The organism is Achromobacter ruhlandii (assembly GCF_902859695.1).
In the GTDB taxonomy this organism is placed as follows: Bacteria; Pseudomonadota; Gammaproteobacteria; order Burkholderiales; family Burkholderiaceae_B; genus Achromobacter; species Achromobacter ruhlandii.
The window spans coordinates 181,809-194,808 of record NZ_CADIJL010000003.1 but is presented as its reverse complement, the minus strand read 5'-3'; the positions used below and the strand labels follow the sequence as shown (position 1 = coordinate 194,808).

The 13,000-nt window shown below is 63.4% G+C and carries 13 protein-coding genes; 11 read left to right on the top strand and 2 right to left on the bottom strand.

All coding sequences use genetic code 11. From position 1 onward, the window contains the following. The first annotated feature begins 75 nt into the window (after nucleotides 1-75). From HV742_RS05290 to HV742_RS05280, 3 genes are read left to right on the top strand one after another with little or no spacing between them, the layout of a single operon-like run. A complete protein-coding gene (locus tag HV742_RS05290) occupies nucleotides 76-930 on the top strand; it encodes a biotin--[acetyl-CoA-carboxylase] ligase (protein WP_068950509.1) in 855 nt (284 codons plus the stop codon). Next, on the top strand, nucleotides 927-1,733 hold the full coding sequence (locus HV742_RS05285; RefSeq protein ID WP_054418525.1) for a type III pantothenate kinase: 807 nt from the start codon (nucleotides 927-929) through the stop codon (nucleotides 1,731-1,733). Before HV742_RS05290 ends, HV742_RS05285 begins: the two co-directional genes overlap by 4 nt. Nucleotides 1,734-1,751: 18 nt before the next feature. Then, nucleotides 1,752-1,916, top strand: coding sequence for a hypothetical protein (locus tag HV742_RS05280; protein ID WP_167352803.1), 165 nt, complete (start codon nucleotides 1,752-1,754; stop codon nucleotides 1,914-1,916). A 21-nt stretch (nucleotides 1,917-1,937) separates the two neighbouring features. Here HV742_RS05280 and HV742_RS05275 read toward each other — a convergent pair whose 3' ends face one another. Next, nucleotides 1,938-3,251: a 3-deoxy-D-manno-octulosonic acid transferase gene (locus HV742_RS05275; RefSeq protein WP_175144633.1), complete on the bottom strand. Its 1,314-nt coding sequence runs from the start codon at nucleotides 3,249-3,251 to the stop codon at nucleotides 1,938-1,940. Next, entirely contained in the window at nucleotides 3,251-4,225 is a 975-nt protein-coding gene (gene waaC, locus HV742_RS05270; RefSeq protein WP_254600973.1) for a lipopolysaccharide heptosyltransferase I, read from the bottom strand. The genes HV742_RS05275 and waaC overlap by 1 nt, the downstream gene beginning before the upstream one ends. Before the next feature lie 74 nt (nucleotides 4,226-4,299). Here waaC and HV742_RS05265 point away from each other — a divergent pair, with 74 nt between their 5' ends. The 8 genes from HV742_RS05265 to HV742_RS05230 are packed head-to-tail and all read left to right on the top strand — an operon-like array spanning nucleotide 4,300 to nucleotide 12,991. Continuing rightward, nucleotides 4,300-6,222 carry a nucleoside-diphosphate sugar epimerase/dehydratase gene (locus tag HV742_RS05265; RefSeq protein WP_100508962.1) on the top strand — a complete coding sequence of 641 codons (1,923 nt, stop codon included), beginning with the start codon at nucleotides 4,300-4,302 and terminating at the stop codon, nucleotides 6,220-6,222. Continuing rightward, nucleotides 6,219-7,250, top strand: coding sequence for an N-acetylneuraminate synthase (gene neuB / locus HV742_RS05260; RefSeq protein WP_175144632.1), 1,032 nt, complete (start codon nucleotides 6,219-6,221; stop codon nucleotides 7,248-7,250). Before HV742_RS05265 ends, neuB begins: the two co-directional genes overlap by 4 nt. Nucleotides 7,251-7,257: 7 nt before the next feature. Continuing rightward, entirely contained in the window at nucleotides 7,258-8,391 is a 1,134-nt protein-coding gene (gene neuC, locus HV742_RS05255; protein ID WP_175144631.1) for a UDP-N-acetylglucosamine 2-epimerase, read from the top strand. Then, nucleotides 8,381-9,013, top strand: coding sequence for an acetyltransferase (locus HV742_RS05250; RefSeq protein ID WP_100508959.1), 633 nt, complete (start codon nucleotides 8,381-8,383; stop codon nucleotides 9,011-9,013). Before neuC ends, HV742_RS05250 begins: the two co-directional genes overlap by 11 nt. Then, the gene (locus HV742_RS05245; RefSeq protein ID WP_100508958.1) at nucleotides 9,010-9,981 is read left to right on the top strand and encodes a Gfo/Idh/MocA family protein; all 972 of its coding nucleotides are present in this window, start codon (nucleotides 9,010-9,012) and stop codon (nucleotides 9,979-9,981) included. Before HV742_RS05250 ends, HV742_RS05245 begins: the two co-directional genes overlap by 4 nt. Nucleotides 9,982-9,986: 5 nt before the next feature. Next, nucleotides 9,987-10,685 carry an acylneuraminate cytidylyltransferase family protein gene (locus tag HV742_RS05240; RefSeq protein ID WP_100508957.1) on the top strand — a complete coding sequence of 233 codons (699 nt, stop codon included), beginning with the start codon at nucleotides 9,987-9,989 and terminating at the stop codon, nucleotides 10,683-10,685. Next, nucleotides 10,685-11,479: an SDR family oxidoreductase gene (locus HV742_RS05235; RefSeq protein ID WP_100508956.1), complete on the top strand. Its 795-nt coding sequence runs from the start codon at nucleotides 10,685-10,687 to the stop codon at nucleotides 11,477-11,479. The genes HV742_RS05240 and HV742_RS05235 overlap by 1 nt, the downstream gene beginning before the upstream one ends. Nucleotides 11,480-11,491: 12 nt before the next feature. After that, on the top strand, nucleotides 11,492-12,991 hold the full coding sequence (locus tag HV742_RS05230; protein ID WP_278989936.1) for an aminotransferase class I/II-fold pyridoxal phosphate-dependent enzyme: 1,500 nt from the start codon (nucleotides 11,492-11,494) through the stop codon (nucleotides 12,989-12,991). Nucleotides 12,992-13,000: the final 9 nt, after the last annotated feature.

Genomic DNA, 13,000 nt, shown 5'->3' with positions numbered 1-13,000 from the left:
AAATGTATCCACAATCATATACGCTGGGGGCGACAGGCCGCGAGCGCGGCCCGCGCGTGCCCTACAATCGCCGCCATGTCCGATCACGTCCGCCCCATCGACCTGCCCGCGCCAGACGACCTGGCCCGGATGTTGGGTTCGCGCCTGCCCGCCTTCCAAGACATCGCCTGGACCGCCAGCACCGGCTCGACCAACGCCGACCTGCTGGCGCGCGCCCGCACGGGCGCGGGCGCCGGCAAGCCCTGGCTGCTGGGCACCCATCTGCAGGAAACCGGCCGCGGCCGCGCCGGCCGTCCCTGGCAGAACCGGGTAGGCGCGGCGCTGATGTTCTCGTGCGCTTTCGACGTGCACCTGCCCGCCGCGCAGCTGCCCGCCCTGTCGCCCTTGGCCGGCCTGGCGGCCTGCGAGGCGCTACGCGCCGTGGCGGGCCCTGGCGCCGATGGCCTCTGCATGAAATGGCCCAACGACATACAGTGGCACGACGCCAAGCTGGCCGGCGTGCTGGTCGAGACCACCCGCAACCCCGGTGGTCGCGAAACGGGCTATACGGTCGTCATCGGCATGGGCGTGAACCTGGTCGACGCCGACGCCTTGTCGCAGGCGCTGGGCCGTCAGGTCGCCGATTGGACCGGCGTCACCCGCCACGCGCCTGGCCACGCCGCCACCGCCGCCGACCTGGTGTGCGCCGCGGCAAACGCCTGGCACGAGGCCGTCCGCGCCCTCGAACGCGACGGCTTTGCCGCCTTCTCGCAACGCTTCGACCAGGTGGACGCGCTTGCCGGCCGCGCGATCAACGTGCTGGACAAGGGCGACGTGATCCTCAGCGGCACCGCCTGTGGCGTCGATGGCCAGGGCCGCCTGCTGGTGCAAACGCCCCAGGGCGCCATGCCGATCTCGGTCGGTGAAATCTCGATTCGACGCCAAGCATGATCATCCTCATCGACTCCGGCAACAGCCGCCTCAAAGTGGGTTGGCTGGATCCCAGCAGCCCGGACATGCCGCGCGAGCCGGCCGCCGTCGCCTTCGACGGCCTGGACCTGGACGCCCTGGACCGCTGGCTCGCCGCCCTGCCGCAACGGCCGTCGCGTGCGCTGGGCGTGAACGTGGCCGGCGCCGAGCGTGGCGCCGCCATCTCCGCCATCCTGCAACGCCATGGCTGCGCGGTGACCTGGGCCTCCTCGCAGGCCACCACCCTGGGACTGGTCAACCGCTACAAGACGCCGTCACAATTGGGCGCGGACCGCTGGGCCTCGCTGCTGGGCGTGCTGTCGCGCCTGCCCGGCGCCCATCCGCCCTTCCTGCTGGCCAGCTTCGGCACCGCCACCACCATCGATACCGTGGGGCCGGACAACGTCTTCGCCGGCGGCCTGATCCTGCCTGGCCCGGCGATGATGCGCAACGCGCTGGCGCACGGCACCGCCAACCTGCCGATCGCGGAAGGCCAGGTGGTGCCCTATCCCACCGACACGCATGAAGCCATCGCCTCCGGCATCGCCGCCGCACAGGCCGGCGCGGTGGTGCGGCAGTGGCTCGCGGGCCGCCAGCGCTACGGCCAGACGCCGCAGATCTTCGCCGCCGGCGGCGGCTGGCCGGAAGTGCACCAGGAGATCGAACGCCTCCTGGCCGACGCCGGCGGCGCGTTCGGCGCCGCGCCGGTGCCGATCTACCTGAACCACCCCGTTCTGGATGGGCTGGCCGCCATCGCGCGCGCCAATCCGGCAACGGGCGCCTGACACCGACGAGGCCGCGCCATGCGAGTGCTCTTCATCCTGATCCTGCTGGCCAACCTGGGCGTCTACGCCCTCGGCCAAGGCTGGCTGGGCGTGCGCCCGGAAGACGAAGGGCGCGACACGCGCCGCTTCAGCCAGGAACTGAACCCCGGCGCCGTTACGCTGGTACCGCGCAAACCCGCCTGAGGCGCTTGGCGGGCGCGGACCTTACCGCAACCAGGGCGCCAGCGCGTCCATGGTCCGCGCGGTGGCGCCGGCATGGCTGGCGAACCAGGCCCGCGCCGCGTCACCGGCCGCCTGCCGCGCCACGGGGTCGGCCAGCAGCGCCAGCGCGGCCGCCACGGCCCGCTCCGGATCCGGCTGGCGTTGCGCCGCGCCCGCCTCGATGGCATCGCTGGCGGCCTGCTGGAAATTGAAGGTGTGTGGCCCGACGATGACCGGCACGCCGGCGGCGCAGGCTTCGATCAGGTTCTGCCCGCCCAGCGGCGCGAAACTGCCGGCCACCACGGCCACATCGGCGGCGGCGTAATAGAAAGCCATCTCCCCCAGCGTGTCGCCCAGCAACACGGTCGTGCGCGGCTCCGGCTCCTGGCCTGTCGACCGCCTCACATAAGGCAGGCCGGCCTGTTCCAGCAACGCGGCGGCCTCGTCGAAACGCTGTGGATGGCGCGGGATCAACAGGAACAGAGGCCCACCGGGCGTGCCCGCGAGACGTTTGAGGGCCGCGATGAAAGGCCCGTCCTCGCCTTCGCGGGTACTGGCCAGGGCGACCACCGGCCGGCCCAGGCGCGCGCGCCAGGCCTGCCCCTCCCGCACCCGGTCCTGGGGCAGAGACAGATCGAACTTCAAATTGCCGGAGACGGCCGGCTGCGGCGCGCCAGCCCGCGCCAGCCGCTCGGCGTCGGGCGCGGTCTGGGCCAGCACCAGGTCCAGGCCGGCCAGCGCCTCGCGCATGACGCCGCCCATGCGTCCCGCCTGCCGCAGCGACGACTCCGAGAACCGGGCGCTCACCAGCGCCATCGGCACGCCTGCGCGTCGCGCCGCGGCCAGCAGGTTGGGCCAAATCTCGCGTTCGATGAGGATGCCGCAGCGCGGCTTGGCCGCTGCCAGGAAGCGGCGCGTGGCGCCGGGAAAATCGTAGGGCAGCCAGGCCTGCCGCAATTGGCCGCGGGCGATGGCCTCGGCAAACAGGCGCGCGCCTTCGGCACGGCCGGTGGCCGTGATGTGCGTCAGCAGCACCGGCAGGCCGCGATCGAGCAGGGCCTGCAGCAGCGGCTGCGCGGCACGCGTCTCGCCCAGGCTGACGGCGTGCACCCACACCGGGCCTTCGATCGCTGCGGTAGCCCCGCTTTTGCCGGGCGCAAAGCGGTCCGGCACGGTCGCGCCCGATACAGCCCGCCCGAATCGCTCGGGCGAGAAGATTCCCCATTCACCCCCGGCCCGCCTGGCGCGACGCGCCATCCACAGCCACACCAGGGGCGCCAGCGCCCGCAACCCCAGCGTGTAGACGGTGCGGTTCATCAGCGCGCGGCCAGCGCCTGCTCCACCGACGCCATGACAGCTTCGCGCGACGGCGAGGCCCCGCGGTCGCCCAGGCTGGCGGTGTAGTTCGAACCGACCAGCGGCGTGCGCACCGGCGTGGAAGCGCGGTAGATGCCGATGGTGGGACGGCCCAGCGCGGCCGACAGGTGGGTCAGGCCACTGTCCAGGCCGACCATCAGGCGCGCCCCGGCCAGCAGCCGGGCAACCGAGGTCAGGTCCATTCGGGGCATGACTTCGACGTCTTCCATGCCGGCCACCAGCAGCTTGGCTCGCTCCGCCTCCCTGTCATTGCCGGCCAGTAATTTCAGCGCACAGCCCGCATCGCGCAAACGGCGGAACACTGCGCGCCAGTCATCTTCAGGCCAGAGTTTGTCGTCACGGCTTGCCGAAGGCATTATCACCGCGTAATCCTGGCTGGTATCCAGGTGCAGCACCCGCGACACTTCGTGCCCATGGTCTTCTCGAGACACATCCTCAGCGGGTGGATTGACGGATTGTCGACAAAATTCCTGCAGACCGAAATCCGGGTGGCCAGAATAGCTGTAGCCAAATGTCAACGCCGCCAACTTCCGCTGACGAATGACTGCCGGTTGCCAGAACTCGACTCGATGACGGACGTTATAGAATAGGCTCGCCAATGGCTCCCGCGCAGACCGCCAATCCAGACCATGCTTGACACCTCGCGTCTGGCGGACTAGCCATGCTGACTTCAACAGTGCCTGCATATCCAAAATGATATCGAATTCTTCAGCGCGCAAACGTTGTGCCAGCGCCTTCCGCTCAGCCCGGACTTCCGGGGACCACCAGGATTTCCGCCAACGGCGATGAGCAACCTTTATTACTTCGTGAACTCCTGGATGCCAGCTAGGAATCTCCGCGAATGCCTCCTCGACTATCCAGCTAATCCGCGCCTCCGGCACATGCCGAACGATATCGGATATGGCGGGCAGCATGTGAACCAGATCCCCAAGGGATGACGTGCGAACGATAAGGATACGGGGATGTTTCATTTAGGTAGAATTCTATAATGCCGATCACATTGCTAGCTTCACTTTCTGCGCGCCTGTTGAACTTGCCGCGAGCATACAAGCGTATTGCGACTATTGTTGTTGACGCTGCCCTGTTGTTCGTGTCGTTTTATGCCGCCCTTTGGCTACGCTTCGACTTCCTGTACTTCTCCAGGGAATACGGCCTCTACTCCGTCATCGCCGTACTCAGCGCGCTGTGTGGCATGTATCTTCTGGGAGCCTACCATTTCACCCTGAGATCGTTCAACGGGCGCACGCTCCTGTCGATCACAGGCGGCATCGTGCTATCGATCATGGCAATCGGCACGATCGACCTGTTCTTCAGAATTCTACCCGCCGTGCTTTCGCGCGGATTTTTGGTTCTTTACGTCTTGCTGGCAATCACGATGCTCGCACTGTCGCGAGTCTTGCTGCGCACTGCGTTCGGCGGGGGCCTGTTCCCGGAGACTCGTCGAATCCCCGTCATCATCTATGGCGCGGGCAAGGCAGGGCAACAGTTGGCCAACGCATTGCGCGCAACCCCGCACTACCGACCAGTGGCATTGGTGGACGATGAACGGGCCAAGCAGAAGCTGTGGATCGCCGGCCTGCGCACCTACGCGCCCTCAAGCATCCCGACATTGATTGATCGGTACCAAATCGAACAGCTCTTCATCGCGATGCCTAGCGCCGCACGCAGCCGGCTGCGTGAAATTGCTCTGGATCTTGCGTCGTATCATTTGCAGATCCGCACCCTCCCTCCTTTGGCCGAACTCATCGATAGCGAGATTGATCATCGGAAGCTGCGCACCATCCGGATCGAGGATTTGCTCGGCCGCGACCCTGTTCCGCCCATCCCTGATCTGATCAGCAAGTGCGTGACGGGCAAGTCCGTCATGGTGACTGGCGCTGGCGGCTCCATCGGATCAGAACTCTGTAGCCAGATTCTGGCGCAAGGACCCGCCAGACTGGTCATGCTGGAGGTGTCCGAAGCCGCGCTTTACACTACCGAGCAATACCTGCGTATCCATCACCGCGATTGCACCGTGGAGATCATCCCCATCCTCGGGAATGTGCGCCATCGGGAGTACTGCCTTGAGCAGATCCGCCGGTATGGCGTGCAAACCGTGTATCACGCCGCGGCATACAAGCATGTCCCTATCGTCGAACACAACATTTCAGAAGGCATCCTGAACAACGCGTTTGGCACACTGCATATGGTGCAGGCCGCAATTGAAGCCCGCGTCGAGCACTTCGTGCTTGTTTCGACCGATAAGGCCGTGCGTCCGACCAACATCATGGGAACCACGAAGCGCCTTGCAGAACTCATCCTTCAAGCACACTCGCGTACGCAGAGCTGGACTCAGTTGTGCATGGTGCGGTTTGGCAATGTGCTTGGCAGCTCCGGCAGCGTAGTCCCCCTATTTCGCAATCAAATACAGGCGGGCGGCCCCGTCACCATCACCCACCCGGACATCATCCGGTACTTCATGACCATCCCCGAGGCCGCCCAACTGGTGATGCAGGCTGGCGCGATGGGCAAGGGCGGCGAGGTATTCGTGCTCGACATGGGCGAACCGGTCAAGATCGTCGATCTGGCGCGCCGCATGATTCAACTATCGGGTCTGGAAGTCCGTGACGCCGACAATCCCGCGGGCGATATCGAAATACGCGTGACCGGGTTACGTCCAGGCGAAAAGCTCTATGAAGAGCTCCTGATTGGCGAAAACGTCGAAAAGACTGGCCATGAACGCATCATGCGAGCCAATGAACATGAACTCGAGTACGGCGAACTCATGGCTGGCCTTGAGCGCCTGGCCGCAGCACTGCGCGAAAACCGCCTCTTCGACGCTGTGACCTGCCTCAAGGAGCTGGTGCCCGAATACGTGTGCCAGCTCGACATGGGTCGCATCCCCAACCATCACCATCTCGTCACACAATGAACACGTTCATCATTGCCGAAGCCGGAGTCAATCACAACGGTGATACCGCTCTTGCTCTAGAGCTAGTAGACATTGCCGCGGACGCCGGGGCAGACGCCATCAAGTTTCAAACGTTCAGCGCCGACCGGCTCGTCCGCGAAGGAGCACCCAAGGCAGAGTACCAGCGCACCCAAACGGGAGATGGCGATCAGCACCAGATGCTGAAGGCGCTGGAATTGCCGGAAGCATCCTATGAAGCGCTGGTCCAGCGTTGCGCGGCCCGCGGCATCGAATTCATGTCGACGCCCTTCGACGAAGAAGCCGCCTCCTTCCTCATCGGTCTGGGCATGCGCCGCATCAAAGTCCCTTCCGGCGAAATCACCAACATCCCGTTCCTGAAGATACTGGCGGCCTACGGCGTGCCGCTCATTCTTTCCACCGGAATGGCGAATCTGCAAGAAGTCGAAGCGGCCGTTGCAGCGGTGCAGGCCACGCGCGAGGCCCTCGGCCACACCGGCAAGCTGTCCGACTACGTAACGGTCCTGCACTGCACATCCAACTATCCGGCGGCGGCTGCCGACGTTAACTTGCGCGCGATGGCCACCATGCGTCAGGCGCTGAATCTGCCCATCGGGTATTCGGACCATACCGATGGCATCGCCATTTCGATCGCCGCGGTCGCGCAGGGCGCGAGCGTCATCGAGAAGCACTTCACGATCAGCCGTGACATGAAGGGCCCTGATCACAAAGCATCGCTTGAGCCCGCCGAATTGCGCACCATGGTTCAGAGCATCCGGTTGGTGGAACAGGCCCAGGGTGATGGCGTGAAGACGCCTGCGCAAAAGGAACTGGCCGTACGAGACTTGGTACGACGCAGCGTCACGTCCGCCGCCGCGATCAAGAAAGGCGAGGTCTTCGGCGCTCATAACCTGACCTTGCTGCGCCCGGGAACGGGTATCGCTCCCGCTGACTTGGCCAATCTGTACGGCAAGACCGCCACGCACGATATCCCGTCCAGAACCACCTTGACCTGGACTGACGTCGAGTAGCCCGACCATGCGACGCATCGTCTATATCTCCGGCACTCGGGCCGACTACGGCCTGATGGCGGCCACATTGCACAGGATCCAGGCTAATCCTGCCTGCCAATTGAGCCTCATTGTCACGGGGATGCACCTCTCTCCCGAGTACGGCAATACCGTGGCGGAAATCGAGCACGATGGCCTGCCCATCCTGGCCCGCATCGTGCTCCCCATGAATACCGGCACGGGCGCAGGGATGGCCCGCGCGATCGGGTACATGGTCATGCAGTTCAGCGACGTCCTCGAACAAGCCCGGCCGGATATCGTCTTGCTGCTCGGTGACCGAGGTGAAATGCTGGCCGGCGCCATCGCTGCCGCACACCTGGGCATTCCGATCGTGCATATCCATGGCGGCGAGCGTTCCGGCACGATTGACGAACCCGTGCGGCACGCCATTTCCAAGCTTGCGCACTGGCATTGCGTCGCCACCCAGCAGTCGCGCGACCGCCTGATCCGCATGGGCGAGCAACCACGACATATTACCGTCACCGGCGCCCCCGGGCTGGACGGACTCGCCGAAACGCCTCGCGCGAATCGCACGGAACTTTGCCAGTCGCAGGGCCTGGACCCCGATTTGCCCCTGGCGCTGATGGTGTTCCACCCCGTCGTGCAAGAAGCCGACCGAGCCGCCGAACAGGTCGATACGCTGCTGCGGGCCGTCCTCGCCCACGGCTACCAGTTATTGGCGCTGAAGCCCAATTCCGATGCAGGTAGTACGGCGGTGGCCCAAGTTCTGGAGTCCCTGAAGGACAGGCCCGATGTCCGCGTGCTCACGCATCTGAGACGCCCGGAATTCATCGCCTGGATGGCCGCGGCCGACCTGATGATCGGCAACTCCAGCAGCGGCATTATCGAGGCCGCCACATTCGGCACGCCCGTCATCAATGTGGGGTCACGCCAAAACTTGCGTGAGCGCAATCCGAATGTCCGGGATTGCGACACCGACGCAGCGTCTATCGAGGCCGCGCTCAAGCACGTGCGACAGAGTCCCGGCCGCATATCTTCGGCTAACGTCTATGGCGACGGCCATGCCAGCGAACGCATTGCAGCGCTGCTGACCATGATGCCTCTGGACGATTCGATCTTGATGAAATCCAATGCCTACTAGCCAGGTGCTGATAGTCGGCGCGGGCGGCCATGCCAAAGTCGTCTTGGATGCCCTGCTGCTCATGGGCGGCTACTCGCCAGTCGTCATCGATGACAACCCCGCCCTGGACGGCACGACATTGCTGCATGTCGGCATTCGTGCGCCGCTGGATGACTCGATGTTCCGTGACCAGTATTTCCATATCGCCATCGGTTCAAATGTCGCGCGGGCAAAATTGTTCGCCCGATTTGTTCGCGCTGGTGGCAAGCCGCTGACCATCGCACATCCGACGGCATGCATTTCCCCGCACGCCTGCATTGCCGATGGCGTATTCATTGCCGCGCGCGCCGTCGTGGCGCCCGCGAGCCGCATCGAATCTGGGGTCATCGTCAATCACGGCGCCATCATCGATCACGACTGTGTCGTGGGCCAACATGCCCATATCGCTCCGCAAGCCTCGCTCGCCGGTGGCGTTCAGATCGGCGAACAGGTCATGATTGGCGCGGGTGCAAACATCCTGCCTGGACTGAAGATCGATTCACGCGCCACCGTCGGCGCGGGCGCAGTCCTGCGCAACGATGCCGGTCCGGACTCCCTGTGGGCGGGCGTTCCCGCCGTCCTGCGAAAGGCAACGGCGACATGAAGATACTCGTCATCGGCACAGGGTCGATCGGCCGGCGCCATATCAACAGCCTGAAATCGCTGCGCCAGGACCTTGGTTGGGTGCTGCTGCGGTCCCGCGCTTACCACGATGCGCTCAGTGCGAGCCTGGACGCGATCGTGTGCGACAACCTCGACGACGCCCTCGCCGAGAAGCCGGACCTCGCTGTCATCGCCAGCCCTTCCTCCCTGCATATCGAGGTCCTGCCAAAGCTGCTTGACGCCGGCATCGCGCTGTACATCGAGAAGCCTGTCGTGACGAATCGCGCACAGCTTGCCCAGCTCATCGAGGCGGCAGACAGGCACCGCGGCAAGGCGCCGACGCTGGTGGGCTGCAATCTCCGATTCCTGCCAGCGCTCGCGCAGATGCGCCAGCGGCTGCTCGAGACAGATATGGGAGCAATCGTGCGCGGCGACTTCCAGGCGGGCCAATGGCTGCCTGACTGGAGACCCGCGAGCGACTACCGCAAGAGCTACAGCGCCTCGTACGCGCTGGGTGGCGGCGTCATGCTGGATCTCATCCACGAGGTGGATGCCGCTCGCTGGCTGCTGGGCGAATTCGACAGCGTCAAGGCGTTTTCGGGCAAAGTGAGTTCGCTTGAAATCGAGACGGAAGATGTGGCCTGCATCGCGATGCGAGCCCGGCAAGGCGCGCTGGCGACCGTCAGCGTCGATTACATCTCGCGCCAGCCCTTGCGGCGTTATCTCGTCGTTACGGAGTCGGGCACCCTGGTCTGCGACCTGATCGGCAAGACGCTCCATCTGAACCAGGCGGGCGGCCGTCAACTGCTTTTGACCAATGACCCGGCAGATTTCGACGTGGCTGCCACATATCCCGCAGCCATGGCCGAGTTGCTCAGTGCCTTGGATACCAATCGAGAAACCAGTCAACCCCTTACCGAAGGCATCGCCAGCCTTGACTTGTTGTTGCGAGCCCGCGAAGCCTGCTGAAATCCATGAAAACCATTGCTACTATCTGCGCACGCGGGGGATCTGTTGGCGTGCCCCGCAAGAATATTCGGCTACTGCACGGCAAACCGCTGATTACTCACACGATTGAGCAGGCGCTTGCCTGCGACCTGATCGACGAAGTCTACGTTTCGACCGATGACGACGAGATCGCCGCCGTGGCGCGCCACGCAGGCGCGTTGGTGCCGCTTCTCCGTCCGGCTCATCTTGCCACCAGCGAGGCCGGTAAATTGCCGGTGATTCAACACATGGCCGATTGGGTGAACGCTAACGCGGGCCCCGTCGGGCGGGTGATTGATCTCGATGCCACATCCCCGCTGCGCAATGCGCAGGACATCGTTGACTGCATCGCCCTGCTGGACGACGATACCGATGTAGTGATCACGGGATACGAGGCCGAAAAGAACCCATATTTCAACATGGTGGAGCGTCAGCCGAACGGCAATATCGGTCTGGTCAAAGTGCCCGATCAGGCCGTGCTGGGTCGCCAACACGCTCCAAAGGTCTATGCAATGAATGCATCGATCTATGTATGGCATTACCATTCCCTGACAAAGGGCTTGTGGAACGGACGCACGCGGCTGCATGTCATGCCGCGCGAAAGATCAATCGATATCGATAGCGAAATCGACTTCCGAATTGTCGAGCTGATCATGGCATCCGCGCAGACGACTCAAGGCAAATAATGACTGACTTCACACTGACCGGAAAAACCATCCTGCTCACAGGCGCTGCTGGCATCCTGGGCTCACGACTGACCCGTCATCTTCTGGATGCCGGCGCACAGACTGTCATTGCGCTTGACCACTCCGAAGCAGCCTTGCGCACACTGGAACAGGATATCGGAGAGCCGTCTCGCTTGCGCGCTGAATGCGCCGACATCACGTCCAAGCCCGCACTGGAAGCGATCCGCGAACGCCTCAGCGCCGACATGCCCGCCATCGATGTATTGATCAACAACGCGGCAACCAAAAGTCCGAACTTCTTCGAGCCGTTCGAGACGTTCCCGCGAGACGACTGGGACATGGTCATGGACGTCAACGTGACCGGCGCCATGCATTGTTGCCAGGTGTTCGGGACCCCGATGGCGCAAGCAGGTCGAGGCAGCATCATCAACACCCTGTCCATCTATGGAATCGTCGCCCCCGATCAGCGCATATACGAAGGCTCCAGCTATCTGGGAAGAGCCATCAACACTCCCGCCATCTACAGCGTCAGCAAGGCCGCCCTCTGGGGCCTGACTCACTATCTGTCATCTTATTGGGGCGCTCAGGGTGTGCGCGTCAATGCCGTGACTCCCGGAGGTATATTCAGCGGACAGAACACTACCTTCGTTGACCGCTACTCAGCGCGAGTGCCGCTCAACCGCATGGCGCAACCTGATGAACTCATGGGGGCCTACCTGTACTTGGCCTCGGACGCATCCTCGTACACTACAGGCCAGAATCTCGTCGTCGATGGCGGCCTGACCGTTTGGTAAATGAGACAGAACATGAAACCTACCGAGAAAAAGAGTCCGATCACAGAGCTCTGCGTTACGCGGGGTGTCACGCTGCGCGAAGCGCTGGAGCGATTGAACCAATCCAACCACGCGCACGGCATGCTGCTCTTGGTCTCGCCGGACGGGCAATTGGAACGCACCGTGACCGACGGGGACTTGCGCCGTCTCATTCTCAATGGGGCAACGCTGGAAAAAACCCTGGAAACGCTGGATCGCACGACCCCCATTGTTCTGACGGAGGGGTATACCCGCCATACCGCGCTTGAATTGATGAACCAGCACGACATCAACCATCTTCCGGTGACGGATGCGCAAGGCAGGCCAATCAAGGTAGTAACGAGAGCAGACCTGGACGCTCAAGTTTTCCTTTCGTCACCCCACTTGGGAGAGCTGGAGCGAGAGTACGTCGAAGAAGCCTTCCGTACCAACTGGATCGCCCCCCTGGGGCCAAACGTCGACAATTTCGAGAAGGAGCTGGCAGCCTATGTCGGCATCGGCCACGCTGCCGCGCTCAGCTCGGGCACCGCTGCGATTCATTTGGCGTTGCGCATATTGGGAGTCACCACCGGTGACACCGTGTTCTGCTCTTCGCTGACGTTTTCGGCTAGCGCCAACCCGATTGTCTACCAGGGAGCGCAACCCGTTTTCATCGATTCGGAGCCAGAAAGCTGGAACATGTCGCCGCAGGCGCTCGCGCGCGCATTTGAAGACGCCAAGCGCAAGGGAAAACTGCCCAAGGCGGTGATCGTGGTGAACCTGTACGGCCAGAGCGCCGACATGGACCCGATCCTTGCCCTTTGCGACCAGTACGGGGTCCCCCTGGTTGAAGACGCCGCCGAGTCCCTCGGCGCACGCTACAAAGGCCGCGCCAGCGGCACGCTCGGCGCCATCGGCATCTACTCGTTTAACGGCAACAAGATCATCACCACGTCGGGTGGCGGCATGCTCGTGTCGAATGACAAAGCGATCGTCGACCGGGCCCGTTTTCTGTCCACTCAGGCCCGGGATCCGGCCCCGCACTATCAGCACAGCGAAATCGGTTTCAATTACCGCATGAGCAACATTCTGGCGGGCGTCGGCCGAGGTCAGCTCAAGGTGCTGGAGGACCGGGTACAAAGCCGGCGACACGTCTACGCCCAGTACCTCGACCGCTTCCAGCGCGTGCCTGGTGTCCACATGATGCCCGAACCCGATTGGAGTTTCTCGACCCACTGGTTGAGCGCGCTCACGCTGGATCCGAAGATCGGGGTGACGCCGACCGATTTGATCCAGGCGCTGGGTGCCGAGCACATCGAAGCTCGCCCGGTCTGGAAGCCGATGCATCTGCAGCCAGTCTTTGCATCTTGCGAGTATTTCAAGCACGGTGAAGAATCCGTTTCAGACGGACTCTTCCACAACGGTATCTGCCTGCCCTCCGGTTCGAACATGAGCGAAGGCCAGCTCGAGCGCACCATTGCGTGCATCGAAACAGCACTGAAAAAGCGCAAATAAACGCCTATT

Bases quoted from the DNA above. Each gene is read 5' to 3' on its own strand.
- HV742_RS05290 (WP_068950509.1), top strand. From the start codon at position 76: ATGTCCGATCACGTCCGCCCCATCGACCTGCCCGCGCCAGACGACCTG.
- HV742_RS05285 (WP_054418525.1), top strand. From the start codon at position 927: ATGATCATCCTCATCGACTCCGGCAACAGCCGCCTCAAAGTGGGTTGG.
- HV742_RS05280 (WP_167352803.1), top strand. From the start codon at position 1,752: ATGCGAGTGCTCTTCATCCTGATCCTGCTGGCCAACCTGGGCGTCTAC.
- HV742_RS05275 (WP_175144633.1), bottom strand. From the start codon at position 3,251: ATGAACCGCACCGTCTACACGCTGGGGTTGCGGGCGCTGGCGCCCCTG.
- waaC (WP_254600973.1), bottom strand. From the start codon at position 4,225: ATGCTGCCCGCCATATCCGATATCGTTCGGCATGTGCCGGAGGCGCGG.
- HV742_RS05265 (WP_100508962.1), top strand. From the start codon at position 4,300: ATGCCGATCACATTGCTAGCTTCACTTTCTGCGCGCCTGTTGAACTTG.
- neuB (WP_175144632.1), top strand. From the start codon at position 6,219: ATGAACACGTTCATCATTGCCGAAGCCGGAGTCAATCACAACGGTGAT.
- neuC (WP_175144631.1), top strand. From the start codon at position 7,258: ATGCGACGCATCGTCTATATCTCCGGCACTCGGGCCGACTACGGCCTG.
- HV742_RS05250 (WP_100508959.1), top strand. From the start codon at position 8,381: ATGCCTACTAGCCAGGTGCTGATAGTCGGCGCGGGCGGCCATGCCAAA.
- HV742_RS05245 (WP_100508958.1), top strand. From the start codon at position 9,010: ATGAAGATACTCGTCATCGGCACAGGGTCGATCGGCCGGCGCCATATC.
- HV742_RS05240 (WP_100508957.1), top strand. From the start codon at position 9,987: ATGAAAACCATTGCTACTATCTGCGCACGCGGGGGATCTGTTGGCGTG.
- HV742_RS05235 (WP_100508956.1), top strand. From the start codon at position 10,685: ATGACTGACTTCACACTGACCGGAAAAACCATCCTGCTCACAGGCGCT.
- HV742_RS05230 (WP_278989936.1), top strand. From the start codon at position 11,492: ATGAAACCTACCGAGAAAAAGAGTCCGATCACAGAGCTCTGCGTTACG.